The 24,171-nt window shown below is 63.6% G+C and carries 24 protein-coding genes; 17 read left to right on the forward strand and 7 right to left on the reverse strand.

Going from position 1 to position 24,171, the window contains the following annotated elements; genetic code table 11:
- Positions 1–18: 18 nt before the first annotated feature.
- From ELX51_RS02125 to ELX51_RS02135, 3 genes are read right to left on the reverse strand one after another with little or no spacing between them, the layout of a single operon-like run.
- A complete protein-coding gene (locus tag ELX51_RS02125) occupies positions 19–1,539 on the reverse strand; it encodes a hypothetical protein (protein WP_127751959.1) in 1,521 nt (506 codons plus the stop codon).
- A gap of 4 nt (positions 1,540–1,543) precedes the next feature.
- Positions 1,544–2,488, reverse strand: a complete 945-nt coding sequence (locus ELX51_RS02130; protein WP_127751960.1) for a DUF6384 family protein — start codon at positions 2,486–2,488, stop codon at positions 1,544–1,546.
- 29 nt (positions 2,489–2,517) lie between these two features.
- Entirely contained in the window at positions 2,518–3,744 is a 1,227-nt protein-coding gene (locus tag ELX51_RS02135) for a cell surface protein (protein ID WP_206524685.1), read from the reverse strand.
- Positions 3,745–3,977: 233 nt separating this feature from the next.
- On the opposite strand from ELX51_RS02135, the gene ELX51_RS02140 reads away from it, so the two are divergent.
- From ELX51_RS02140 to ELX51_RS02200, 13 genes are all read left to right on the forward strand, one after another.
- On the forward strand, positions 3,978–4,454 hold the full coding sequence (locus tag ELX51_RS02140; protein ID WP_127751961.1) for an SRPBCC domain-containing protein: 477 nt from the start codon (positions 3,978–3,980) through the stop codon (positions 4,452–4,454).
- 176 nt (positions 4,455–4,630) lie between these two features.
- The gene (locus ELX51_RS02145) at positions 4,631–5,635 is read left to right on the forward strand and encodes a BMP family ABC transporter substrate-binding protein (RefSeq protein ID WP_127751962.1); all 1,005 of its coding nucleotides are present in this window, start codon (positions 4,631–4,633) and stop codon (positions 5,633–5,635) included.
- Between the two features lie 12 nt (positions 5,636–5,647).
- The gene (locus tag ELX51_RS02150; protein WP_127751963.1) at positions 5,648–7,243 is read left to right on the forward strand and encodes an ABC transporter ATP-binding protein; all 1,596 of its coding nucleotides are present in this window, start codon (positions 5,648–5,650) and stop codon (positions 7,241–7,243) included.
- Positions 7,240–8,370: an ABC transporter permease gene (locus tag ELX51_RS02155; protein ID WP_127751964.1), complete on the forward strand. Its 1,131-nt coding sequence runs from the start codon at positions 7,240–7,242 to the stop codon at positions 8,368–8,370. Before ELX51_RS02150 ends, ELX51_RS02155 begins: the two co-directional genes overlap by 4 nt.
- Before the next feature lie 3 nt (positions 8,371–8,373).
- Complete coding sequence (locus tag ELX51_RS02160; protein ID WP_127751965.1) at positions 8,374–9,342, forward strand: ABC transporter permease; 969 nt, start codon at positions 8,374–8,376, stop codon at positions 9,340–9,342.
- A 28-nt stretch (positions 9,343–9,370) separates the two neighbouring features.
- On the forward strand, positions 9,371–9,781 hold the full coding sequence (locus ELX51_RS02165) for a cytidine deaminase (protein ID WP_127751966.1): 411 nt from the start codon (positions 9,371–9,373) through the stop codon (positions 9,779–9,781).
- A gap of 270 nt (positions 9,782–10,051) precedes the next feature.
- On the forward strand, positions 10,052–10,846 hold the full coding sequence (locus tag ELX51_RS02170; protein WP_127751967.1) for a purine-nucleoside phosphorylase: 795 nt from the start codon (positions 10,052–10,054) through the stop codon (positions 10,844–10,846).
- Entirely contained in the window at positions 10,843–11,832 is a 990-nt protein-coding gene (gene deoC, locus ELX51_RS02175; protein WP_127751968.1) for a deoxyribose-phosphate aldolase, read from the forward strand. Before ELX51_RS02170 ends, deoC begins: the two co-directional genes overlap by 4 nt.
- Positions 11,833–11,920: 88 nt before the next feature.
- The gene (locus ELX51_RS02180) at positions 11,921–14,302 is read left to right on the forward strand and encodes an aldehyde dehydrogenase family protein (RefSeq protein ID WP_127751969.1); all 2,382 of its coding nucleotides are present in this window, start codon (positions 11,921–11,923) and stop codon (positions 14,300–14,302) included.
- Positions 14,303–14,319: 17 nt separating this feature from the next.
- The gene (gene deoA, locus ELX51_RS02185) at positions 14,320–15,654 is read left to right on the forward strand and encodes a thymidine phosphorylase (protein ID WP_127751970.1); all 1,335 of its coding nucleotides are present in this window, start codon (positions 14,320–14,322) and stop codon (positions 15,652–15,654) included.
- A 5-nt stretch (positions 15,655–15,659) separates the two neighbouring features.
- On the forward strand, positions 15,660–16,892 hold the full coding sequence (locus tag ELX51_RS02190; RefSeq protein ID WP_127751971.1) for a phosphopentomutase: 1,233 nt from the start codon (positions 15,660–15,662) through the stop codon (positions 16,890–16,892).
- Between the two features lie 4 nt (positions 16,893–16,896).
- Positions 16,897–17,541 carry a uracil phosphoribosyltransferase gene (gene upp, locus ELX51_RS02195; RefSeq protein ID WP_127751972.1) on the forward strand — a complete coding sequence of 215 codons (645 nt, stop codon included), beginning with the start codon at positions 16,897–16,899 and terminating at the stop codon, positions 17,539–17,541.
- Entirely contained in the window at positions 17,542–17,937 is a 396-nt protein-coding gene (locus ELX51_RS02200) for a VOC family protein (RefSeq protein ID WP_127751973.1), read from the forward strand. It abuts the gene before it with no gap.
- Between the two features lie 20 nt (positions 17,938–17,957).
- On the opposite strand, the gene ELX51_RS02205 is transcribed toward ELX51_RS02200, so the two are convergent.
- From ELX51_RS02205 to ELX51_RS02220, 4 genes are all read right to left on the reverse strand, one after another.
- On the reverse strand, positions 17,958–18,578 hold the full coding sequence (locus ELX51_RS02205) for an HAD family phosphatase (RefSeq protein WP_127751974.1): 621 nt from the start codon (positions 18,576–18,578) through the stop codon (positions 17,958–17,960).
- Between the two features lie 63 nt (positions 18,579–18,641).
- Complete coding sequence (locus tag ELX51_RS02210) at positions 18,642–19,208, reverse strand: TadE/TadG family type IV pilus assembly protein (protein WP_127751975.1); 567 nt, start codon at positions 19,206–19,208, stop codon at positions 18,642–18,644.
- Positions 19,208–19,774, reverse strand: a complete 567-nt coding sequence (locus ELX51_RS02215; RefSeq protein WP_127751976.1) for a TadE/TadG family type IV pilus assembly protein — start codon at positions 19,772–19,774, stop codon at positions 19,208–19,210. The genes ELX51_RS02210 and ELX51_RS02215 overlap by 1 nt, the downstream gene beginning before the upstream one ends.
- A gap of 112 nt (positions 19,775–19,886) precedes the next feature.
- The gene (locus ELX51_RS02220) at positions 19,887–20,336 is read right to left on the reverse strand and encodes a pilus assembly protein N-terminal domain-containing protein (RefSeq protein ID WP_127751977.1); all 450 of its coding nucleotides are present in this window, start codon (positions 20,334–20,336) and stop codon (positions 19,887–19,889) included.
- Positions 20,337–20,688: 352 nt separating this feature from the next.
- Between ELX51_RS02220 and ELX51_RS02225 the strand changes: the two genes are divergently transcribed.
- The 4 genes from ELX51_RS02225 (at position 20,689) to ELX51_RS02240 (ending at position 24,168) form a co-directional block, all read left to right on the forward strand.
- Entirely contained in the window at positions 20,689–20,868 is a 180-nt protein-coding gene (locus ELX51_RS02225; protein ID WP_127751978.1) for a Flp family type IVb pilin, read from the forward strand.
- A gap of 248 nt (positions 20,869–21,116) precedes the next feature.
- Positions 21,117–21,617 (forward strand): prepilin peptidase, encoded by a 501-nt coding sequence (locus tag ELX51_RS02230; RefSeq protein ID WP_248305223.1) that lies wholly within the window; start codon positions 21,117–21,119, stop codon positions 21,615–21,617.
- Positions 21,618–21,786: 169 nt separating this feature from the next.
- Entirely contained in the window at positions 21,787–22,740 is a 954-nt protein-coding gene (cpaB, locus tag ELX51_RS02235; protein ID WP_127751979.1) for a Flp pilus assembly protein CpaB, read from the forward strand.
- 12 nt (positions 22,741–22,752) lie between these two features.
- Entirely contained in the window at positions 22,753–24,168 is a 1,416-nt protein-coding gene (locus tag ELX51_RS02240; RefSeq protein WP_127751980.1) for a type II and III secretion system protein family protein, read from the forward strand.
- The last annotated feature ends 3 nt before the right edge of the window (positions 24,169–24,171 follow it).

Below are 24,171 nucleotides of genomic sequence, written 5' to 3' on the forward strand. Positions count from 1 at the left end.
ACGGTCGGGTGGCGGGTGCTAGAACCCGCCGCCCGTCTTGAACCCGCCATGCTTGCGCGTGCCGCCTGAGCCGGTGCGCGGGCGCGAAAAGCCGCCGCCCCCTGCGGGCGGACGCCCACCGCCGCCGCCATCGCGCCTGCTGCCGCCGCCAAAGCTGCCTTCGGGCCATTGGAAGCCGCCCCCGCCTTGCGGCCAGGGATTGGCGCTGCGCCCGTTATTGGGCAGGCCTTCGCCGCCACCCCAATCACTGGTGCCGGGGTTCCAGTTCTGCGAGCGCCGCCAATGCTCCCAGTAGGAGGCGGCGGAAATGCCCCCGCGCAGGAAATCGTTGAGCATGTCGCCCACGAGCCGGTCTTCGCCAAAGCTCGAGCGGGGATCGTCGAACCGCTGCTTTTTGAACTCCCACTGGATGTCCTCGAGCTCGCGCCGGCGGGCGGCGAGGGTCTTGAGGCGCGCCTTTTGCTCGCGCACCTCGGCGTCTTCTTCCTTCATGCGCGCCCGGGCATCGTCGATCTGGGCGACGATGGTGTCGTCGCGCCCGGTGCGGGTCTGCCGCGCTTCGGCCAGCAGCGTCTGGATATCCTCGCGCCCCAGCTCGGTCGCGAGCGTATCGAGCGCTTCGGCAAAGGAGGGATCGCGCCCCTGCGCCATTGCGCCCAGCGCCTGGGCGGCACCATCGCGCCGATCTTCGGCGGCGACGATCTCGGCGTCGATCGCCTCGATGCGCGCCTGCATGGCGGCCAATGCTTCGCGCAAGGGGCGACCGCCCGCTTCGTCGATGGCGACCTGTTCGAGCCGGTCGAGCTCGGCCTGCGCCGCTTCCGCATTGGCGATCTGGCGCTCGGCATGCTCGCGCAGGCGCATCGGCAATTCGTTGAGCATGGCGAAATTGGGCCGCGCCTTGTTGAAGCCGACGATCCCCGCGACCCAGCCATCAAGGAAGCGCACCAGATTGTTGGCGCGATAGCGCGAGGTGCCATAACCGGCATCCCACAAATACATGAACAGCGGATCGCTGCGATAAGGGCTGCCCTTTTGCGCCTGGTCGGCTTCCGCCTGCTCGGTCTTGCGCATGGATTGGGCGGCAATCTCGGCGAGTTCCTCGGCCTCCTGCCGCTTGGCGATCCAGGCGGGGTCGGTGCTGATCTGCGCCTGGAGGCGCGCGCCCAGTGCCTTGAGCTCGCTTTGCCTTGTTTCGAGTTCCGCCAGCGCCTGGGCGCGCTGCTCGGTAAGGCCCGCCAACTCCGCATCGGCGGCGGCGAGCCCTTCCTCGGCCTGGCTCAGATGGCGCGCATGGTCCTTGAGCATTTCGCGCGCCTTGCTTTCGGCCAGCGAAATGCGCCCGTCGAGTTCGCCCTGCACGCCCGGATCGAGGCGTAATTGCGCCAGCTGCCGGAACAGCTCCGCTTCGCTTTCGCGCATCTTGCTCAGCCGCTCGGCGGAGCGGGCAAGGCGGCGCGAGATTTCGTCCTCTTCGCGCCGGATGTCGCGCATGGCCTCGTCGAGGCTGGCCAGGGCCTGGGGTCCGCGGATGCTCATTGCTTTACCACCGCGTCAGTGCCCCGCCGAGAACCGGCATCAGATATTCGACCTGCATGAACCCGTCCGATTTGCGGCCCACTTCATTGGCTTCGATGATGCCGTTGTCGCGCTTGTCGGCGGCAACGGCGTTGTAGACCGCCTCGGGCACGCGAATGGCCCAGACCGAAACGGTCTCGGTTTCCATGGTTTCCTCGTTGAGCACCGGCAGCGACAACACGTCCCCATCGGGCCCCACCGCTTCCACCACGATGTAGTAATTGGTCGCGGCGGTGTTGATCTCGGGGAAGGTCCAGAAACCCGATTGCTGATCGGGCCGGTTGATCACGCGCAGGGTATATTGCTGGCGCAGCAGGTCGCGCAGGTCGGTCAGGCGCTTGACCGCGTCTTCCGCGCCCGCGCGATTGCCTTCGGCCGCAAAGGCCTTGCCGCGCGAGCGCAGCACTTCGGCCTCCACCACGGCCTGCTGCACCTTGGTTTCCTCGAAAATGGTCTGGTAGAGCATGTCCATCTGCGCGGGCAGGCCTTCGCTGAGCTCGATGCGCGCTTGCTCAGCCTGGCTCGACTGATAAGGCCGCCAGGCGCCGAAATAGCCGACGGCACACACAAGCAGCACCAGCAGCAGCGCGCCCACCGGCTTGCCCCAGCTTTTGCGCCCGACATAAAGCCGCGCCAAAGTGGTGCGCCAGCCCGGAGTGGGCGGGTCATAAACGAACCGGCTTTCAGCCAGCGCCGCCACGCCTTCCCGCAGGATATGGTCGGGCACTTCGATGCCCTGGTGGCGATACACCTCGCGCAGCTTGTCGATCAGCTGCTGCTCGCGGGTCACCCCTTCGAGTTCACGCACGGCAAGGTCCTGCCGGTGACGGAGCGTGTCGACCACGTCCATCGCCAGCATGACCTCGTCGAGCGGGGCAGGGGCAGGGGCCTTCGCCTGAACATCGCTCATGGTCGGGCCTGCATCCGTGCTCGTCCTACTCAGCGGCCAGATTCAAGCAGCAAGGCATTGCCTTCGGTCGCAAGGGTCGCGAGGCGCCGCTTGCCGTCTTCCACCGCATCGCGGATTTCGGCCGAGTTCTTGGTCGAGGCCACGCGCATCTCGTTGATGATGGTGCGCGACTTTTCCTGAAAGTTTATGACGCTGTCGACGAGCTTCTTGACCGCATCGGCGCGCACGGTCGGGCCATACCCGGCGCGCACCGCTTCCTCGCCCACCCGGTCGCCGATTTCCGAGAGGGTCTCGAGGCTCTTGCTCATCCCTTCCTTCATCGCGTTGAGCGTGGCGGTGGATTCGTTGAGCCCGAACATGCCGGTGAACGAGGCCGACAGGGCCGTCAAAACGGTTTCATTGGTGGAAAAGAACGAGATCGACTGCTGATACACCCGCTCCTTGGCATTGGTGGTCTGCATCAGTCGCGCCATCACCACTTCGGAAGTGTTGTAGGAGATGGTCAAATTGTCCGAGAGGTCCTTGGCGATCTGGTAGCGCTTTTCCTCGTTCTGCATTTCGCGCAGGCGCTCGTCGCGCGCCATTTCAAGGCGGGCGCGATCGGCCGGCACAGTGCCGGCATAGCCGGCCAGTTCCTCGGCCGCAGCCTGCAAAATATTCTTCTTTTCTTCCAGCCGCTGCTCGGCGGTGGCCAGCACTTCGAGCGCCATCACCTCGGCTTGCTTCAGCGCCCCGCGGAAATCGCGATAGGCCTCGAGAATGGTGTGCTCGCGCTCGATCTGGTCCTTGGTGTCGGCGGTGACCGCGAGATAGGTGTCGCGAATGGAATTGAAGCGCGTGGCAATGTCGCCGCGGCTGACCTTCATCCACACATTGCTGACGCGTTCCACCAGGTTGATCTTGTTGTCGGCCAACTGGTCGACCATCGCCTTGGCGTCGTCGCGGATGGAGTCAAAGCCCTTGGTGATGTCCTCGTAGCGCTCGCCGATCTTGACGGCCGCGACCTGCTCGCGCACCACCTCGTTGAAGGCGCTGGCCTGCGAGAGCGTGCGCCCGATCAGGATTACTCGGGTTTCATCCAGATCGGTGATCTGTTGCAACAAGCCGGTGATGGGCTGCTCGCCCTGCTGTTCGGGCCAGATCCCCAGATTGCGGATCGCGTTGACGGCCTTGTCCAGATACTGCAGCGGCTGTTCGGCAACGGCGGAGGGCACCGAATTGGCGGTGGGCGTAGCAGTGGTGACTTGGCTGGCCATGTTCGCTCCTGATTCTGCGCGGCATCGGCGAGATCGCCTGGTTGCGCTATAGATTGCTGCTGGCCTAACGCGTGACAATTGCATCTGCGCCACAGGCCGACTATTTAGGCCATATTGGTGCGAAAAAGCCGCACGTAAAGGGCAGGGGCAAAATCAGTGCAAAGCATTTGCAAACCACGGTATTTTCGCCACAGCGCTGCCATTTTTCCGCCCGTCGCGCTGGGCATGCGCTGATGCAGTTCGGTGGCCGTTATCTCATCGCTGCGCCCCGTCCCGTGGTTTGGCTCGCCCTGAATGACGCCGCGGTGCTGCAAGCCGCCATTCCCGGCTGCCATCGCATCGAATGGTCGGGGCCGACAGCGCTCGACCTCGAGATCAAGGTCAATCTGGGCGTGGTGCATCCCGTGTTCAAAGGCGGGCTCAACCTGTCCAATATCGTTCCGGCCGAGCGCTATACGCTGACGGGCCGCGGCAAGGGCGGCCTGTTAGGGCTCGCCGAAGGGACGGCCGATATCGTGCTGACCGACCGGGGCGAACAGACTGAACTCGTGTTCACCGCCACCGGCGGCGCCTCGGGCCAGCTCATGCGCCTGGGACAGGCGATTATTGGCAACTCCGCGCAAAAGATCATCGATGGCTTTTTCGCCCGCTTCGGCGATGCGATGGGCGCCGCGGTGACTCCGCTGCCACCGCCAGAGCAGGCGGGTTAGCCGCCGGCCGCGCCTACCGGAGCGGCGGCATGGTCAATCTTTGTTCAGATCATTGAAGGCGCTGCTTTTTTGCTTGCGGACAAGGGGATTGCACGATTGTATCCCCCCAGAGCGCAGGGAGAATTCACCGTTGGGCGTGGCGCCAACGCTCCATTGCGAGACAGGGAGACGACCTCATGAAGTTTGCAAGCTCCATCAAGGCACTGGCCGGCGGGATCGCGCTGAGCGCACTGCTTTCGGGTGCCGCCTTTGCTGATCCCGCACTGATCTATGATCTGGGCGGCAAGTTCGACAAGTCCTTCAACGAGGCCGCCTATAACGGCGCCGAGAAGTGGAAGGCAGACACCGGCGGCAACTATCTCGAACTGGAACTGCAAAACGACGCCCAGCGCGAACAGGCCCTGCGCCGCTTCGCCAGCCAGGGCGCCAACCCAATCGTCGTGATGAGCTTCATGTGGGAATCGGTGCTGGCCCCGCTCGCCGCCGAATTTCCCGACACCAATTTCGTCGTGATCGACGCCGTGGTGGATGCTCCCAATGTCCAGTCGATCCTGTTTGACGAGCATACCGGCTCGTTCCTTGTCGGTGCGCTCGCGGCGATGAAGTCCGAAACCGGCACGATCGGCTTTGTGGGTGGCATGGACGTGCCCCTGATCCACAAATTCTATTGCGGCTATGCGCAGGGCGCCAAGGCCGTGAACCCCGACATCAAGCTGATCGAAAACTATACCGGCACCACCCCGGCTGCCTGGAACGATCCGGTGACCGCCGGTGAACTGGCGACCGCCGCTTCCGACGCCGGCGCCGACGTGATCTTTGCCGCTGCTGGTGGCTCAGGCCTCGGCGTGCTGCAGACCATGGCCGATCAGGGCAAGTACTCGATCGGCGTCGACAGCAACCAGAACTACCTGCATCCCGGCTCGGTGCTGACCTCGATGCTCAAGCGCGTCGACAATGCCGTGATCGAAGCCTTCACCAATGGCGCCGATGACGCCACCTTCAAGCCGGGCCTCACCATTCTGGGTCTGGATGGCGACTTTGTCGATTATGCCGTCGACGAGAACAACCAGAGCCTCATCACCCCGGAAGACCAGGCCAAGCTCGACGAGCTCAAGGGCAAGATCGCTTCGGGCGAGATCGAGGTGCATGACTACACCACCGACAACAACTGCCCGCTGTAAAGCCCAGCGCTGATGAGCGGTATTGATCCCACCAACCCACAGCGGCCGGACCCGGCCGCTGTTCCTGTCCCGGCAGCGGGCTGGGCCATCGAGCTTGAGGGGATCAACAAGCGCTTCGGCCCGGTCCATGCCAACAAGGACATCGACCTCAAGGTCGCGCGCGGCACCATCCACGGCATTGTGGGGGAAAACGGCGCCGGCAAGTCGACCCTGATGTCGATCCTTTATGGCTTTTACACCGCCGACAGCGGCACGATCCGCGTCAACGGGCAGGTGCAGGCCATCACCGATAGCCGCCATGCGCTGAAGCTCGGCATCGGCATGGTGCACCAGCACTTCATGCTGGTGGAAAATTTCACCGTGCTCGAAAACGTGGTGCTGGGCGCCGAGGATTCCGGGTTTTTGCGCCCAAGCCTGGCGCGGGCGCGCAAGGAACTGGCGCGGCTCGAAGCCGAATATGACCTCGAGGTCGACCCTGACGCGGTGATCGAGGATATCTCGGTTGGCCAGCAGCAGCGGGTGGAAATCCTCAAGGCGCTCTATCGCGGCGCCGAAACGCTCATTCTCGATGAACCCACCGGCGTTTTGACGCCCAAGGAAGCCGACGACCTGTTCCGGGTGCTGCAAACCCTGCGCGACCAGGGCAAGACGGTCATCATCATCACCCACAAGCTGCGCGAGATCATGGCCATCACCGACACTGTTTCGGTGATGCGCGGCGGCGAAATGGTGGCGACGCTCCCCACCAGGAACACCAATCCTGAACAGCTCGCCGAACTCATGGTCGGCCGCCGCGTCTTGCTGCGTATCGAAAAAGGCCCCGCCCATCCCGGCAAGACCCTGCTTGAGGTACGCAACCTCGTGGTTGCCGACGATCTGGGCATTGTGCGGGTCAAGGATGTCAGCTTTTCCGTACGGGCCGGCGAGATCGTCGGCATTGCCGGCGTGTCGGGCAATGGCCAGACCGAACTGCTCGAGGCCGTGACCGGCATGCGCGACCAGCGGGCAGGCGAGGTGATCCTCAATGGCAAGCCGCTGTCGCTGCGCGGCGATGATGGCGCGGCGCGCGCCCGGGCGGCGGGCCTGGCCCATGTGCCCGAGGATCGGCAGCGCATGGGTCTCGTCACCAGCTTTGCCGAATGGGAAAACGCCATTCTCGGCTACCAGGACGATCCCGCCTATGGGCGCGGACCCTTGCTCGATATTGCCGCCGCCAAGCGCGACGCGGCCGAGCGCATCGCCACTTTCGACGTGCGCCCCCCCGACATCAACCTCAAGACAGCGCTGTTTTCGGGCGGCAACCAGCAAAAGATCGTGCTGGCGCGCGAAATGGAGCGCAATCCCGATGTGCTGGTGGTGGGCCAGCCCACGCGCGGCGTCGATATCGGCGCCATTGAATTCATCCACAACCAGATCATCAGGATGCGCGATGCCGGCAAGGCGATCCTCGTCGTTTCCGTCGAGCTCGACGAAATCCGCTCGCTGTCGGACCGCATCCTCGTGATGTTTGACGGCCAGATCGTGGGCGAAGCCGATCCCGCTACCGCCACCGAAGGCGAACTTGGATTGATGATGGCCGGCGTCACCGACAGAAAGGCCGCCCAATGAGTGCGCTTCGGCCATTGCCGCGCTGGGCTGATATTGCCCTGCTGCCGGTGCTCAATCTCGTGCTGGCCTTTATCGTGTCGGGCATCGTGCTGCTGCTGATCGGGCAGAACCCGTTCGTGGCGCTCTGGGCCATTGTCACCGGCGCCTTCGGCAATGGCTACAATATCGGCTATACACTCTATTACACCACCAACTTCATCTTCACGGGGCTGGCCGTGGCGCTCGCCGCCCATGGCGGGCTCTTCAATATCGGCGCCAACGGGCAGGCCTATGTCGCCGGGCTCGGCGTGATCCTGGCCGCCACCGCGCTCGATACCACCCATTGGCTCATCGTGGCGCCCGTGGCGCTCTTGGCAGCAGCGCTGTTTGGCGGGGCCTGGGCGTTTATTCCGGGCTATCTGCAGGCCAAGCGCGGCAGCCATGTGGTGATCACCACCATCATGTTCAATTTCATCGCCTCGGCGCTGATGATCTACATGCTCAACCGCGTCCTCAAGCCCGCCAATGTATCGGGCCCGGAATCGCGCATGATCGCCGAAGCCGGGCGCATGCCCAAGCTGGGGCAGTTCTTCGAGCCCTTCAACTATACGCCGGTCAATCTCTCCATTGGCATCGCGCTGCTGGCGCTCGTCGCCGTTTACGTGCTGATCTGGCATACCCGTTTTGGCTATGCCCTGCGCACCATGGGGCAGAACCCCACCGCCGCGCGCTATGCCGGCATTTCCAACAGCAAGATGATCATTATCACCATGACCCTGTCGGGCGCGCTGGCGGGCATGGTGGCGTTCAACGAAGTGCTGGGCGTGCAGAACCGGCTGGTGCTCGATTTCGTCGCCGATGCCGGCTTTGTCGGCATTGCCGTGGCGCTGATGGGGCGCAACCATCCGCTGGGCATTGCGCTGGCCGCGCTCCTGTTCGGGGCGCTCTACCAGGGCGGCAATGAGCTGCAATATGTGATTTCGGGGCTCGATCGCACTGTCGTCGTGATCATCCAGGCGCTCGTGATCCTCTTCACCGGCGCCATGGAAGGCCTGTTCCGGCCCGCCCTGCAGCGCAGCTTTCTCCTCATCAGCCCGGAATCGCGCGCCGAAGCGGCCGCGCGCTCCACCGTTTCGAGCGAGAGCTGAGCCATGGATATCTCGGCCCTTCTGTCCATTCTCGATGCGACGCTGCGCCTCTCGACCCCGCTGCTGCTGGCGTGCCTTGCCGGCCTTTATTCCGAGCGGGCCGGCATTTTTGATATCGGGCTGGAAGGCAAGATGCTGGCGGCCGCCTTTGCCGCCGCCGCCGTCGCCGCCGTCAGCGGCTCGGTCTGGCTGGGCTTGCTCGCCGGCACGCTGGTTTCGGTGTCGACCGCCCTGTTGCAGGGCGTGGCCGCCATCACCCTCAAGGGCAACCAGCTGATCGCGGGCGTCGCCATCAACATGCTGGCGGCGGGACTGACGACCTTTCTCGGGCAGCAATGGTTCCGCCAGGGCGGGCGCACCCCGGCCTTGCCCCCGAGCGGGCGCTTCGGCACGATCGAGCTGCCTTTCGCGCGTGAATTGTCCGGGGTGCCGATCATCGGCCCCATCTATGCCGACCTGATCTCGGGCCACTACATCCTGGTTTATGTCGCCTTCGCCATGGTGGCCGTCACCGCCTATGTGCTGTATCGCACCCGCTTTGGCCTGCGTCTGCGGGCGGTCGGCGAAAACCCCAAGGCGGTCGATACCGCCGGCATTTCGGTCAACAAGCTGCGCTTCCAGGCTGTGCTGATCACCGGCGTGCTCTGCGGGCTCGCGGGCGCTTATTTTTCCATCGCCCAGGGCTCGGGTTTCGGCAACAACATGACCGCGGGCAAGGGCTATATCGCGCTCGCCGCACTGATCTTTGCCAAATGGAAGCCGGTGCCGGCCATGTTCACCTGCCTCCTGTTCGGCTTCCTCGACGCGCTGCAGATCCGCCTGCAGAATTTCGAGCTGCCGATCATCGGCGTCGTGCCGGTGCAGGCCATCCAGGCGCTGCCCTATGTGCTGACCGTGGTGCTGCTGGCGGGCTTTATCGGCAAGGCCGTGGGCCCCAAGGCAGGCGGCGTGGCCTATACCAAGGAGCGCTAGCTTTCTTGCCCCCGAAAGGACCCTTGCCATGCTGAGCGATGCCACCGACGAGGCGCTGTTCCAGGCCGCCGAGGCCATCCGCGCCAAGGCCTATGCGCCCTATTCCCGCTTCACGGTGGGCGCGGCGATCCTCGCCGATGATGGGCAGATCTATAGCGGCTGCAATATCGAGAATGCCGCCTATCCCGTGGGCAATTGCGCCGAAGCTTCGGCCATCGCGGCCATGATTGCGGGCGGCGGCAAGCGCATTGCCCGCATTTATGTGACGGGCCCTGGGGCCGCGCCGGTCACCCCTTGCGGCGGCTGTCGCCAGCGCATCCGCGAATTTGCCGATCTCGATGTCACGGTGATCTCGCATGGCGTCGAGGGCGAGCCGCTGCTGACGACCCTCGAACAATTGCTGCCCCACAGCTTTGGCCCGGAATATTTGCCCAAGTGAGCGTGGCAGGGATCGATGCGGTCGGCGAGTTTTGCGCCAAAGCAACGCCGACCCCCACCCCGACCCTCCCCTCAAGGGGGAGGGAGGGCTGGAGCCGATAACATTGCGTGTAAGCTACGCCCGCCACGCAAACCGGGCCTGCGATCCATCGTCCCCTCCCCCTTGAGGGGAGGGCCAGGGTGAGGGCGTAGGGTCCTTCACCCCAATTCACGCCATCGCCAACCCCTCCCGGCTGCGAGAGGGGAGTGACAAAAAAACGAGACCAAAACCATGACCAAAGCCGCCAAGACCATTCGCCAGATCGCGGGCAAGGAGCCCATCACTGCGGCCCTGGTGCTGGGCTCGGGCTTGTCGGCGATTGGCGAGGGGCTCGCGGATTGCATCACCATTCCTTATGCCGAGCTCAAGGGCTTTCCCGGTGGCGGGGTGTCGGGGCATGGTCGCGACCTGCTGATCGGCACGATGGGCGGCAAGCGCATCGCGGTGCTGACTGGGCGCGAGCATTATTACGAGCATGGCAATGCCGCGGCCATGCGCCCGGCGCTGGAAACAATGGCGGAGCTGGGCGCGCAAACCTTGCTGCTGACCAATTCGGCCGGCTCGGTCGATGAGCGGCTGCGCCCGGGCGATCTGATGATGATTTCCGATCACATCAATTATGCCGGCATGAACCCGCTGATCGGGGAGGCCACCGACCGCCGCTTCACTAATATGGTGGATTGCTATGCCCCCGAGCTGCGCGCCAAGGCCATGGACATTGCCGAGCGGCGGGGGCTGCATTTGGGCGAGGGCATTTATCTCTGGTATTCCGGCCCGAGCTTTGAAACTGTAGCCGAAATCCAGATGGCAATCCGCCTGGGCGCCCAGGCCGTCGGCATGTCCACGGCACCAGAAGTGATCCTCGCGCGTTTCCTTGGGATGAAGGTGTGGGCCTGCTCCTCGATCACCAATATGGGCGCGGGCCTGTCGAGCGAGAACATCAGCCATGAGCACACCAAGACCATGGCCGTTGCGGGCGCGGACAAGCTCAAGCAGCTGATCCCCGCGCTGGTGGAGGAACTATGAGCCTGAGGGTCGTCAACCAGCAACCACCCGCCCCGGTGCATCGCCGCAATCCCGGCTTCACCCTCGATCTCGATTGGGTCGAGCGCACCGTGATGAACCGTTCGGCGCTGGAACGCCGCGCCGGCACGATCGGCGCCCGCCGCACGGTGAAAAAGGATTATCAGCTCGCCTGGTTGCTTAAGGCGATCACGCTGCTTGATCTGACGACGCTCAATGCCGATGACACGCCGGCGCGGGTGGAGCGGCTTTGCGCCAAGGCGCGCCAGCCGGTGCGCCCCGAAATTCTCAAGCGCCTGGGCGCGGAAAAGCTGCGCATCGTGCCCGGCGCGGTCTGCGTTTATCATAGCTTTGTTGCTACGGCCGTGCATGCGCTCGAAGGCAGCGGCATTCCCGTGGCGGCAGTATCCACCGCCTTTCCCCATGGCCTCGCGCCTCTTGAAACCAAGCTGCGCGAAATCGAGCTTTCAGTGGCCGATGGCGCACGCGAAATCGACATCGTCATCGAGCGCGGCACCGTGCTCAGGGGCGATTGGCAGGGGCTGTACGATCAGATCCGCGCCTATCGGCAGGCTTGTGGCGACGCCCATATCAAGACCATTCTGGGCACCGGGGAATTGGCCACCCTCACCAATATTGCCAAGGCGTCGCTGGTCTGCATGCTGGCCGGCGCTGATTTCATCAAGACCTCGACCGGCAAGGAAAAAACCAACGCCAATCTCGTGGCCTCGCTGGCCATGATCCGCATGATCCGCTGGTTTGCCGAGGAAACCGGCATCGAGATCGGCTACAAGCCGGCCGGTGGCATTTCCCAGGCCAAGGACGCGCTCGCCTATATGGCGTTGATGAAAGAAGAGTTGGGAGCCCACTGGTTGCAGCCGCACCTGTTCCGCTTCGGCGCTTCCAGCTTGCTCACCGATATCGAACGCCAGCTCGAGCATGGGGTAACCGGGCACTACGCCGCCGATTATCGCCAGCCGATGGTTTGAAACACCAGGTTATCTGCCGCCATGGCACGGAGCCGCTGCAAGGCGCGGGCGGGACGAGCAACCGGGCGCACCGGACCGGAGGAACGACATGAACAAGATCACGCAAGTCTTCGAAACCCTCGACTACGGTCCAGCCCCAGAAGCGGCCGACCAGGCGCTGGCCTGGCTTGATGCGCATCACCGCCAGTTCGGCCACTTCATCAGCGGGCAGTGGACCACCGCCGCCGCCACATTTCCCACCCATAATCCCGCAACAGGCGAACCCCTGGCGCTGATCGGTGTCGGCACGGCGGCCGATGTCGATGCAGCCGTTGCCGCCGCGCGCGCGGCCTTTCCGGGCTGGAGCGCGCTTTCAGGCTTTGAGCGCGCCAAATATCTCTATGCGCTGGCGCGCGCGGTGCAAAAGCATGCGCGCCTGTTTGCCGTGCTCGAAACCCTCGACAACGGCAAACCCATTCGCGAGTCGCGCGACATCGATATTCCCCTGGTGGCGCGCCATTTCTACCATCATGCCGGCTGGGCCCAGCATGCCGCGCGCAGCTTTCCAGGCCAGGTGCCCTATGGCGTTTGCGGGCAGATCATCCCGTGGAATTTTCCGCTGCTGATGCTGGCCTGGAAGATCGCGCCGGCTCTCGCCGCCGGCAACACCGTGGTGCTCAAGCCGGCCGAATTCACCTCGCTGACGGCCCTTTTGTTTGCCGAGATCTGCGAGCGGGTCGGCCTGCCGCCGGGCGTGGTCAACATCGTCACTGGCGCCGGCGACACGGGCGAGGCGATCGTCGCCCATCCCGGCATCGACAAGATCGCCTTTACCGGCTCGACTGAAGTGGGCAAGGCCATCCGCGCCGCCACTGCCGGTTCGGGCAAGGGCCTCTCGCTCGAGCTCGGGGGCAAAAGCCCCTACCTCGTCTTTGACGATGCCGATCTCGACAGCGCCGCCGAAGGGCTGGTGGACGCGATCTGGTTCAACCAGGGCCAGGTCTGCTGTGCCGGCTCGCGCCTGTTGGTGCAGGAATCCATCGCCGAGCGCTTCATCAAGAAGCTCAAGGCGCGCATGGCCACGCTGCGCCTCGGCGATCCGCTCGACAAATCCATCGATGTGGGCGCCATGATTGACCCGGTGCAGGTGGAGCGCGTGCGCAAACTGATGGCCAAGGGCGTCGCCCAAGGGGCCGAAGTGTTTGAGGTCGAGGGCGAACTGCCCGCCAAGGGCGCGTACCTCAAGCCCGCCTTGGTCACCAATGTTTCGCCCGCCAATACGCTGGTGGCCGAGGAAATCTTCGGGCCGGTGCTGGTGGCAATGAGCTTCCGCACGCCCGAGGAAGCGGTGGCGCTGGCCAACAACACCCAATATGGCCTTGCCGCGACGATCTGGAGCGAGAACATCAACCTCGCCCTCGATATCGCCCCAAAACTCAAGGCCGGCGTGGTGTGGATCAACGGCACCAACCAGTTCGACGCCGCCGTGGGCTTTGGCGGCGTGCGCGAGAGCGGCTTTGGCCGCGAAGGCGGGCGCGAAGGCATGGCAAGCTATCTGCGCCCCGCCTGGGAGCACGACCTGCCCCTCGTCCCCGCCATCGCGGATGCCGAGCCGCTCGAAGCACCGGCGCGGCCAGCGGCCAGTCCACTCGACAGCCTCGACCAGACTGCCAAGCTCTATATCGGCGGCAAGCAGGCCCGCCCCGATAGCGGCTACTCGCTGCCCGTGCATGGCGCCAATGGCAGCCTGATCGGCGAAGTGGGCGAAGGCAACCGAAAGGACATCCGCAACGCCGTGGAAGCAGCGCGCAAGGCGCTGGGCTGGAGCATAACGACTGCCCATAACCGCGCCCAGATCCTTTATTTCCTCGCCGAAAACCTGGATTACCGCCGCGCCGAATTTGCCCGCCGGATCGCGGCGCAAACCGGCGGGGATGGTGAAGCGGAAGTGGCCGCCAGCATCGAGCGGCTCTTTGCCTTTGCCGGCTGGGCCGACAAATATGACGGCGCCATCCACAATCCGCCCACACGGGCCGTCGCTGCCGCCATGGTCGAGCCCATCGGCGTGCTGGGCATCGTCGCGCCGGCCGAGCAACCGCTGCTAGGGGCGATCAGCTTGCTCGCCCCGGCCATTGCCATGGGCAACACCGTGGTGCTGGTGCCATCGGTGCTAGCCCCGCTCAGCGTCACCGACCTCTACCAGGTGCTTGAAACCTCGGATGTGCCCGCTGGCGTCGTCAACATCGTTACCGGCAACCCGCAGGCGCTGGGCAAGACGCTGGCCGAACACCACGGGGTCGATGCCCTCTGGTTCTGCGGCTCGGCCGAAGCCTCCACTCTGATGGAGAAAGTCTCGGCCGGCAATCTCAAGCAAACCTGGACCACCAGGGGCCGCCGCTTCGACTTCACCGACAGAGAAAAATTCGCCGGCGACTACTTCCTCGCCGAAGCCACCCAGATCAAGAATGTCTGGATCCCCTACGGGGCGTGAGCTGGGAGGGTTCGTAGATGAGCTTCCTCCCCCAGGAAATCATCGTCAGCAAGCGCGACGGCCGGGCTTTGCCGCCCGCCGATATTGCCCGTTTCATTGCCGGCCTGGGCGATGGTTCGGTCAGCCATGCCCAGGCGGCGGCGTTGGCCATGGCGGTGTATTTCCGCGGCATGGACATGCCCGAGCGGGTAGCACTGACCCTGGCCATGCGCGACAGCGGCACCGTGCTCGATTGGTCCGATCTCGATGGGCCGGTAGCCGACAAGCATTCCACCGGCGGAGTGGGGGACAATGTGTCCCTGATGCTGGCGCCCATCCTGGCGGCCATGGGCATGTTCGTGCCGATGATTTCGGGGCGCGGGCTCGGCCATACCGGGGGCACGCTCGACAAGTTCGATGCCATTCCCGGCTATTCCACCAGCCCCGACAATGCGCTTTTCCGCCTTGTGGTGCGCGAGGTGGGCTGCGCCGTGATCGGGCAGACCGCCGATCTCGCCCCTGCCGACAAGACGCTGTACGCCATTCGCGATGTCACCGGCACGGTGGAGTCGGTCCCCCTGATCACCGCCTCCATCCTTTCGAAAAAGCTGGCGGCCGGTTTGGGGGCCCTGATCCTTGACGTCAAGACCGGCTCGGGCGCCTTCATGCCGACGCTCGAACAATCGCGCGAACTGGCGCAAAGCCTCGTCGATGTCGCCAATGGGGCAGGGCTGCGCACATCAGCGCTGATCACCGACATGAACCAGCCCCTCGCCAGCGCGGCCGGCAATGGGCTCGAAATGCGCAATGCTGTCGATTTCCTCACCGGCAAGCACCAGGACCTTCGCCTGCGCGAGGTGACGCTGGCCTTAGCCGCCAGCCTGGCGGAGCTAGCCGGCATTGTTCCCGACCGGGCAGCGGGCCTCGAACTGGCCGAGGGGGCGCTCACCAGCGACCGTGCCACCGAGCGCTTCAGCCGCATGGTGGCGGCGCTGGGCGGGCCGACCGATTTTGTCGAGCAGATGGACCGCCACCTAGCCCCGGCGCCCCTGGTGCGCGACGTATTCGCGCCGGCGGAGGGCCGGGTGGCCAGCATCGACACCCGTGGCGTCGGGATGGCGGTGGTCGCCCTGGGCGGCGGGCGCACTGCACCGGGCGAGGGCATTGATCATCGCGTCGGCTTTGACCACCTGCTGCCGCTTGGCGCCAGGGTGGATAACCGCACCCCCATCGCCCGCCTGCATGCCCGCGACGCCGCCAGTGCTGATGAGGCCGAACGCCGCCTTGTTGCTGCCTACCGCCTGGGCGAAACTGCGCCCGATCAGCCGCTGATCGCCGCCGTGCTGCCGCCGCCCGCTTCCCCAAGGACCTGACGCCCATGCCCCGCGCCATTCTCTGCATTCTCGACAGCGTCGGCATCGGCGGCGCGCCTGATGCGGCGGCCTATGGCGACGACGGCGCCAATACGCTGGGCCATATCGCCGAATATGCCGCCGCTGGCAAAGCCGACCGCCCGGGCCTCCGCAGCGGCCCGCTGGGCCTGCCTAATCTCGACGCCATGGGCCTGGGCGCCGCCGTCCAGCTCTCCACCGGCACCGTGCCGCCCGGATTGTCCGCGACGCCGCACGGCGGCCGTTTCGGCGTGGGCCGGGAAGTCTCCAAAGGCAAGGACACGCCATCCGGGCATTGGGAAATCGCCGGGGTGCCCGTACCCTTCGACTGGGGCTATTTTCCCGCGACCGAGCCCTGCTTCCCGCCCGAACTGACCGCTGCCCTCATCGAGCAGGCGGGCCTGCCCGGCATTTTGGGCAACAAGCACGCCTCGGGCACCGAGATCATTGCCGAGTTAGGCGAAGAGTCGATCCGCACCGGCATGCCCATCTGCTACACCTCGGTGGATTCGGTGTTCCAGATCGCCGCGCACGAAACCCATTTCGGCCTCGATCGGCTCTACCAGCTGTGCCAGACCGCCTTTGCGCTGACGGCGCCGCTGCAGATCGGCCGGGTGATCGCCCGCCCCTTTGTTGGGGAGGATCGCGGCAGCTTCAAGCGCACCGGCAACCGGCGCGATTTCGCCATTCCTCCGCCCGAACCGACCCTGCTCGACCGCAATGCCGAGGCCGGCAACGCGGTTTACGCCATCGGCAAGATCTCCGACATCTATGCCGGCCATGGGGTCACCCACAAACTCAAGGGGACCGGGCTGCCCCAATTGTTCAACCGCACGCTCGAGGCAATGGAAATGGCGCCCGAGGGCGCGCTGGTCATTACCAATTTCGTTGATTTCGACAGCGAATACGGGCACCGCCGTGATGTCGCGGGCTATGCCGCCGCGCTCGAATATTTCGATGCGCGGCTGCCCGAGCTGATCGCGGCCCTGCGCCACGATGACCTGCTGGTCCTCACCGCCGATCACGGCAATGACCCGACCTGGCCGGGCACCGACCATACCCGCGAGCAAATCCCCATTCTGGTGTTTTCCCCAGCGCTCTCGCCAGGCGAGATTGGCATCCGCCCCAGCTTCGCCGATATTGGCGAAAGCCTTGCCCAGTGGCTTTCCCTGCCGCCAGGGCGACACGGCAGCAGCTTTCTTTCCCCCAATTTCAGGTGATCCCATGACCGATGTCCTGCCCAGCAACGTCACCGTGGTTGATCACCCGCTGATCCAGCACAAGCTCACGATCATGCGCGACAAGGAAACCTCGACGGCCAGTTTCCGGCGGCTGCTACGGGAGATTTCGCTGCTGCTTTGCTATGAGGTCACGCGCGATCTCGAGCTTGAAATGGTCTCGATCGAAACCCCGATGCAAAGGATCGATGCGCCCACCATCAAGGGCAAGAAGCTGGTTTTCGCCTCGATCCTGCGTGCCGGCAATGGCCTGCTCGAAGGCATGCTCGACCTGGTCCCGGCCGCCCGCGTTGCTCATATCGGGCTTTATCGCAACCATGAAACGCTTGAGCCGGTGGAATATTACTTCAAGGCGCCCTCCAACCTGGCCGATCGCCTGGTGATCGTGGTCGACCCCATGCTGGCCACCGCCAATTCAGCGACGGCCGCCATCGACAAGCTCAAGGAGCGCGGCGCCAACAATATCCGCTTTTTGTGCCTGCTCGCGGCGCCCGAGGGGATCAAGCGGTTCACCGCGGCCCATCCCGATGTGCCGGTGTTTACTGCGTCAATCGACAGCCATCTCGACGACAAGGGCTATATCGTGCCCGGCCTCGGCGATGCCGGCGATCGCATGTACGGGACCAAATAAATGGCCAAGCTCGTTCACACCATGATCCGCGTTCTCGACGAGGAGCGCTCGGTAGAGTTTTACCGCCGTGCCTTTGGGCTCGAGATCGCCGAACGGATCGACTTTCCCGATTTCACCCTGGTTTATCTGCGCGGTGATGATGTCGCCTTCGAGCTGGAACTGACCATCAACAAAGGGCGCACCGAGCCGTATCAGCTGGGCGATGGCTATGGTCATCTCGCCGTCGTGGTGGATGATGTCGATGCCGAGCACCGTCGCTTCCAGGCCGAGGGCATTACCGTAGGCAAGCTCGTCGACTTCAAGAATGGCGACACGCTCGTGGCGCGTTTCTTTTTTGCCACCGACCCCGATGGCTACAAGATCGAGGTGATCGAGCGGGGCCGCCGCTTCGGCTAGCCCCGCTTCGGGTCTGCCGCTCAGCGCTCGCGCAGCGGCAGGCCAAGCTGAATGAGTTCGCGGCGCGTGTCTTCGGCCGACTGGAAATGAATGGCCTGCATGCCGAACTTGCGCGCCGCCACCACATTGGGCTCGCTGTCATCGATAAAGACGCAGCTTTCCGGCGCCATTCCATAGCGTTCGCAGAACACGCGGTAAATGCGTGGATCGGGTTTTACGAGGCCTTCGAGCCCCGAAACAATCACCCCGTCGAACTTTTCGAGGAACGGCCATTCCCCCAGCCGCGTCATCCACTTTTCCCAGGAAAAGTTGGTGATGGCGAAGGTCGGGATCTCCTGCTCGATCAACTCGTCATGGATGTCGATCGTGCCCTGGATCATCGGCCCAAAGGTTTCGGTCCAGCGGTGATCGAACGCCTGGATCTCGCGCCAATAGCGGGGGAACCGGCTCACGAGCTTGGCGACGCCTTCGGAGTAAAGCGTGCCGGCATCGAATTCCAAGTTCCAGTCGGGCGTGCAGATATTCTGGTGAAACCACAATGCATCTTCCTCGCTCTCAAAGAGCTTGCGGAACAGATACATGGGGTTCCAGTCCACAAAGACCCCGCCAATATCGAAGACGGGGATGAGGGTATCAGTCATGGCAATTTCCGGCTGTGGACAGATGCCGGTTTGTGGCACGACGGCGGGGGTCGTGCAAGCAAGCTAGCAGCCCTGGCACTGGATGCGATCGCCCTGAAACCGCGGCATGAAAAAGCTCTGGCGGTAAAGGGGGATATCCTGCTGGAAGACTAGGTCGAACATGGGCACAAACGGTGCAGATGCCTCGGCAACGATGATATATCTGTTGCGCACGATGTCCTTTATGGCGTTTGGCAACTCGATGCTGGCGTTGACGGTGTGCGGGGTTCCTCCGTTAAAACCGAGGGACCAATCTACGCGCGTCGTTCCGTCGGCTCGGATCTGCACCGAGGTTACTACCTGCTTGAGGTTAGCTGCTGAATACGGGGCAAGTATCCTCGAAGCGGCCTGAAAATAGTCGTTGATCTGAGTGGTGCTGATCACGTCATCTGAGCGGGCCACGAGGTCGCCAACGGCGCCGGCGGTCGACTGTACCTTTCGATCCATGGTGATGAGCGTACTGGCTTCGATCGAGCCCGCATATAGGACCAGCATGATTGGCAGGATGAGGGCAAATTCCACCACCGCGGCTCCGCGATTGTCCTGACGCCAGCGGATGATCAGTTGCGAGAGATTTTGCCAGGCCTTCATCAGAACGGCTCGTTCTTGAACACTGTCGTGCTACCCAGCAAGCGCTGGCTCTGCGGCAGGTTGGCGAGGCCCAGCCCACCAATGTCCACTAAGATTGGGTATTTGTAATAGACTTGCACCATCACCACATCGGATCGGTTGCCGCCATCGTAGCCGGAGGGGACAGTCCATTCGCAGTCGGTGGTACAGTTGGGGTCAACCGGGGACGTCGTTGTCGCCGATGTGAAATTTGTTACCGTTGACACGCGGATATGCAGCCCGGCGCAATCGGGGAACAGCCCGTACAGCCGGCTGCACACCTCGGTACGAAACCGCGCCGTGTCAAAACCGGCAGTCTTGGCTTGACCGGTGCGGATCAAACGGGACGCATCCTGCACCGCGCTTTCCAGCACCTGGGTGGACAGGAACACCAGCGAGGTCTGCAGAATGGCCGCGATGATTGCAAAAAAGGGTAGGGCCAGGAGGGCGAACTCCACCGCGACGGCGCCCCGGCTGTCGCCGGCAAAGCGACGGCCTGCGCGCAGGCGCCTGGCTCGTGCAATGGGCGCAAAAAGGGTTGGGATCATCGCGGTGCTCGCTTTAGCAACGAGACAATAAGCCTGTACCCCTAAGCCATGGTTAGGATCGAGGGTTCGGCAACGAAGCTTCGCCCGGATGGTTAAGCGGGGCTAAACTGGCTTAGTTGCCGGTACCGGTGCCGACCAGCTGCGAGGAGGCCAGCGTATTGGCGGTATACTCATTCTGGTCGCCCAGCATTATAGTGGGCTGGCAGATCGGCGCGCAGGCAAGGCTCGTGCGCTGCAGGCCCTGATACACCGTCACCACGCCCGAGCTCATCTGCACCACATCGATCAGTGTGTCCGCGATCGGGTTGCCGACATTGTCGAGGATGATCAGGTTGGTCTGGCCATAGCTCTTGCCGGTCAATACCAGCGTCTTGGAATCCTGAATGGTCACATCGGCAATGCCGGGATTACCCACGATCACCGTGGCCGCCGGCGCACTGATGCGCAGCACCCGGGCCATGTTGACGCTGACGCTGATCGGCCCCGTTTCCGCCGCCTGGAGAGCGGGCAGGGGGGCAAGGGCGAACAAGGCAGCCAGGCAGGCGGCGACACGGGAGCGCATGGGCAGGTCCGGACTCGGGTACAATGCCGCTAGAGTTACCGAGATTGGTAAATAAAGGGAGAACGAACCTGTTCTTGCGCCACTCGAGGCCCTGCGTTCTTGCGCCTGACCCAACTTACTGCCGGCGGACCCAGGCAATAAAGCAACATTCAAGCTCTACTTGCAACTTGCATTGCTTGCTTCGAATGCAAGTCTTTCCGTTAGGGTCTTGATCATCATAAGCAAACCCGCGACTTGGGTTCTCTTTCGTTTAACTCAATTTCAACAGCTGCCGAATAGTTTAGGGCCATGTTCGATGCGTGGCCTGTCACTCGATGGCGTCACCCCGATGACGAGAGCAAGGAGCTTGGGAATGAACATTTTCGCACGTTTCGCACAGGACGAGTCCGGCGCGACGGCTATTGAATACGGCCTGATCGCCGCACTGATCGCCGTGGCAATCATTGCTGCAGCTACCACGCTGGGTACCGATTTGGCCGCGTTATTTGGCAGAATCTCCGGACGCCTGACGACTGCTGCTCCAGCGGCGTAATCCCTGCTGCGAAATTGCCAGAGGGGAGGGAGCAAGTTGCCCCTCCCCTTCATCGTGGCTAGGCCTGGTTCTGCAGGCTATTCGCCTCGGCACCCGAGTGCCTTGCCGCTTTCCGTTAGCATTCCTTGTTGCAACAGTGTGTGCGCATGTCCGCTGGCCCGTGCTCGTCTAACCGCGCTCAGAGGAGTTAGTATGTTCTGCGATGCTCGGTGTCGGCGGGCCTAGCCCGATTACTGGAGACAGGTTCCTTGTCCACGCTTGCCCTGCTGTTTTTCCCCTTTGCCATGGCATTTGCGGCTTCGTCCGACCTGTTGACCATGCGCATTTCTAACAAGCTGGTGCTCCTGCTGGTCGCGGGTTTTGCGCCGACGGCGTTCGCCATTGGCCTGCCTCTTGAACTCGTGGCGATGCATATCGCCTGCGCCCTCGCCGTATTGGTGGTCGGCTTTGCCTTCTTTGCAATGCGCTGGATCGGTGGCGGAGACGCCAAGCTGGCGGCAGCGACCACGCTGTGGCTCGGCGTGGGGCTGACGCTGCCTTACCTGGTCTATGCCGCCCTGCTCGGGGGCGCCCTGACCCTTGCGATTCTGTCCCTGCGCCGACTGCCGCTCACGCCATTTCTGGCCCGTTTCGAGTGGCTCGAGCGGCTGCATGACAGCAAGTCAGGGGTGCCCTATGGCGTCGCATTGGCCATGGCGGGTCTCTTGGTTTATTCCAATTCCGCTATATTCGAGCGCCTCGCATCCTGAGTCTTCAGTTGAGCACGTCGCTCAACACTGCTCGTCGTTGCATTATGCAAGTCTTAGCAGCCCGTTAACTCCGATTGCCAAGCTTCCTTTAACCAAACTTTGACCCTTTGGCCTCATTGTTTGGTGGATCAAGGGACCAACCGTGTCCCTCCACCAAGCGGAGTAGGCAATGAGGCCGGCGCGTCTGATTCTGTTGCTGGTAGCGTTGATCGCCGGTGGTCTTGCAGCATTCCTGGTCATGCGGGGCGGCGAACAGCCCGGCCCCCAGGTGGTTACCCAGGCAGCGCCGGCTGAAACCAAAACGCAAATCCTGGTGGCGGCCGCTCCCATCGGTGTCGGCGAGCGCTTGTCCAGCGCGGCCGTGCAATGGCAGGACTGGCCCGAAAGCGCCATCCGGCCCGAATACGTCACCATTTCCGCCATGCCGCAGGCGCCCGAAGAGCTGACCGGCGCCGTCGCGCGGTTCGAGTTCTTCCCGGGTGAACCCATCCGCCAGGAAAAGTTGGTCACCACGGGGCAGGGCTATCTCTCGGCCGTTCTGGCATCCGGCAAGCGCGGCGTGTCGGTGCCGGTCGCACCCGCCACTGCCGCGGGGGGCTTCATTGTGCCCAATGACCATGTCGATGTGCTCCTGACCCGCTCCACCGAAATGGGGCAGGTCTCCGAAGTGGTGCTGCCCAATGTGCGCGTTCTCGCCATCGGCACCCGGCTGGGCGAAGTGGGCGCCACCGGCGCCGGCACCCAGAGCGATCCGGCCCAATCCGGCTCGGGATCGGGCACCCAGGGCCAGGCCTTCGAGAACGCCACCATCGCCACGCTCGAGCTTGATCCTTCCCAGGCCGAAACCCTCGTCAATTCCACCGGTCAGGGCGAGTTGTCGCTGACCTTGCGCTCGATGGCCGATTTCAACGAAGCCGCGACTTCGGTGGGCAGCAGCCAAACCGTGCGCTTGATCCGCTTCGGCCGCGAGCAAAGCGTGATGTCGGGCAACACTCAGGCGCAGCCCAGCGTCGCTGTTCCGGAATCCACTCAGCCCAATGCGGCTCTGCCGGCTGTTGTGCCGGCCTCCGTCAGCCAACCAGAGCCCGCAGCCTCCGCGCCCCCCGCGGTCGTGCTCCAGTAAGCGGTGAAAACCATGATCAGCCCCGCCGCCCGTTTTTCCCGCTCTGCCCTTCACCGTTGCCTCTTGCCTACGCTTTGCGCGGCGCTGCTGATCCCCTCGGCCGCAACCGCCCCGGTGCAGGCGCAGGACGCTCAACTCAGCATCTCTGCAGCGGCTTATGGCGCGGTTCGCTCCACCACCGTCGCTCTCAACAAATCGCTGATCGTCGATCTGCCAGCTGGCGTCGCCGAAGTAATCGTCTCCCAGCCTACAGTGGCTGCGGCGATCATGCGCACCCGGACCCGCGCCATCGTTCAGGGCATTGGCGGCGGCGATACCAATATCTTCTTTCTTGATGACCAGGGCCGCACCATCAGCGTGCTCGACATCAAGGTGCTCGAAGAACCCTCCCAGGTCGGCAACGCCCTGGAAGGCGCCCTGGCTCGCGTCATCCCAGGCTCCAATATCCAGGTTGAGTCCGTTACCCTCGGCCAACTCGGCGAAGAGGTCAATCGCGTCGTGCTGACCGGCACGGTGCAATCCGCCGAGGACCGAGATCGTGCCTTGGAAGTGGCAATTCAGTTCGCTGGTGATCCCAAGAACGTCGCCAACATCATCGATGTGGCGGGCGCCCAGCAGGTCATGCTGCAGGTCACCGTGTCCGAGATCAACCGCAACACCGCCAAGGAATTGGGGATCAATCTGGCCGGCACGGCGGTGATTGGCGGGGTCAATCTTGGCTTCAACAACACCACTGCTGGCACCAATTTCACCACCAATGGTGCGACAGGCAACTTCCCCATCGCCAATGTGAATATCGATGCCGAAATCCGTGCCCTTGAAACCCGCGGTGCCTTGCGGATTCTGGCTCAGCCAACCTTGACCGCTATATCGGGCCAAACTGCCAATTTCCTCGCCGGTGGCGAACTGCCCTATTACGATCTCGACGATGACGGCCGCCGCATCACCAACTACAAGCCCTACGGCGTCGAGCTTGATTTCACCCCCATTGTTAAGTCCAACGGTCAGATTGGCCTCAAGGTCGAAACCAGCGTGTCCGAGCCGCAGACCGACGGCTCGCTGAGCAAGCGTGGCGCCTCGACTTCCATCGAACTGCCAGCCGGCACGACGCTCGCGATCGGCGGGCTACTGCAGGAGCGGGTCAGCCAGGGCATCAACCAGATGCCCGGTTTGGGAAATATCCCGATCCTCGGTGCGCTGTTCCGCTCGCGTCAGTACCAAAGCCAGGAAACCGAACTCGTGATCCTGGTCACGCCATACCTGGTGCAGCCCACCCACGGCACCATTGCCGTGCCCACCGATTTCAGCGAACCGGCCAGCGATGCCGAGGCGGTTTTCCTGGGCAAGATGGAAAAAATGTATGGCGTCGGCGGTCGCGCCGAAATGCGGGGCGGCTTCAGCGGCTCGGTCGGCTTCATGCTCGATTGATGC

It is taken from the genome of Devosia sp. 1566 (genome assembly GCF_004005995.1).
Taxonomy (GTDB): Bacteria; Pseudomonadota; Alphaproteobacteria; order Rhizobiales; family Devosiaceae; genus Devosia.

Coding starts and splice junctions, on each gene's coding strand:
- ELX51_RS02125 (WP_127751959.1), bottom strand. CDS start 1,539: ATGAGCATCCGCGGACCCCAGGCCCTGGCCAGCCTCGACGAGGCCATG.
- ELX51_RS02130 (WP_127751960.1), bottom strand. CDS start 2,488: ATGAGCGATGTTCAGGCGAAGGCCCCTGCCCCTGCCCCGCTCGACGAG.
- ELX51_RS02135 (WP_206524685.1), bottom strand. CDS start 3,744: ATGGCCAGCCAAGTCACCACTGCTACGCCCACCGCCAATTCGGTGCCC.
- ELX51_RS02140 (WP_127751961.1), top strand. CDS start 3,978: ATGCAGTTCGGTGGCCGTTATCTCATCGCTGCGCCCCGTCCCGTGGTT.
- ELX51_RS02145 (WP_127751962.1), top strand. CDS start 4,631: ATGAAGTTTGCAAGCTCCATCAAGGCACTGGCCGGCGGGATCGCGCTG.
- ELX51_RS02150 (WP_127751963.1), top strand. CDS start 5,648: ATGAGCGGTATTGATCCCACCAACCCACAGCGGCCGGACCCGGCCGCT.
- ELX51_RS02155 (WP_127751964.1), top strand. CDS start 7,240: ATGAGTGCGCTTCGGCCATTGCCGCGCTGGGCTGATATTGCCCTGCTG.
- ELX51_RS02160 (WP_127751965.1), top strand. CDS start 8,374: ATGGATATCTCGGCCCTTCTGTCCATTCTCGATGCGACGCTGCGCCTC.
- ELX51_RS02165 (WP_127751966.1), top strand. CDS start 9,371: ATGCTGAGCGATGCCACCGACGAGGCGCTGTTCCAGGCCGCCGAGGCC.
- ELX51_RS02170 (WP_127751967.1), top strand. CDS start 10,052: ATGACCAAAGCCGCCAAGACCATTCGCCAGATCGCGGGCAAGGAGCCC.
- deoC (WP_127751968.1), top strand. CDS start 10,843: ATGAGCCTGAGGGTCGTCAACCAGCAACCACCCGCCCCGGTGCATCGC.
- ELX51_RS02180 (WP_127751969.1), top strand. CDS start 11,921: ATGAACAAGATCACGCAAGTCTTCGAAACCCTCGACTACGGTCCAGCC.
- deoA (WP_127751970.1), top strand. CDS start 14,320: ATGAGCTTCCTCCCCCAGGAAATCATCGTCAGCAAGCGCGACGGCCGG.
- ELX51_RS02190 (WP_127751971.1), top strand. CDS start 15,660: ATGCCCCGCGCCATTCTCTGCATTCTCGACAGCGTCGGCATCGGCGGC.
- upp (WP_127751972.1), top strand. CDS start 16,897: ATGACCGATGTCCTGCCCAGCAACGTCACCGTGGTTGATCACCCGCTG.
- ELX51_RS02200 (WP_127751973.1), top strand. CDS start 17,542: ATGGCCAAGCTCGTTCACACCATGATCCGCGTTCTCGACGAGGAGCGC.
- ELX51_RS02205 (WP_127751974.1), bottom strand. CDS start 18,578: ATGACTGATACCCTCATCCCCGTCTTCGATATTGGCGGGGTCTTTGTG.
- ELX51_RS02210 (WP_127751975.1), bottom strand. CDS start 19,208: ATGAAGGCCTGGCAAAATCTCTCGCAACTGATCATCCGCTGGCGTCAG.
- ELX51_RS02215 (WP_127751976.1), bottom strand. CDS start 19,774: ATGATCCCAACCCTTTTTGCGCCCATTGCACGAGCCAGGCGCCTGCGC.
- ELX51_RS02220 (WP_127751977.1), bottom strand. CDS start 20,336: ATGCGCTCCCGTGTCGCCGCCTGCCTGGCTGCCTTGTTCGCCCTTGCC.
- ELX51_RS02225 (WP_127751978.1), top strand. CDS start 20,689: ATGAACATTTTCGCACGTTTCGCACAGGACGAGTCCGGCGCGACGGCT.
- cpaB (WP_127751979.1), top strand. CDS start 21,787: ATGAGGCCGGCGCGTCTGATTCTGTTGCTGGTAGCGTTGATCGCCGGT.
- ELX51_RS02240 (WP_127751980.1), top strand. CDS start 22,753: ATGATCAGCCCCGCCGCCCGTTTTTCCCGCTCTGCCCTTCACCGTTGC.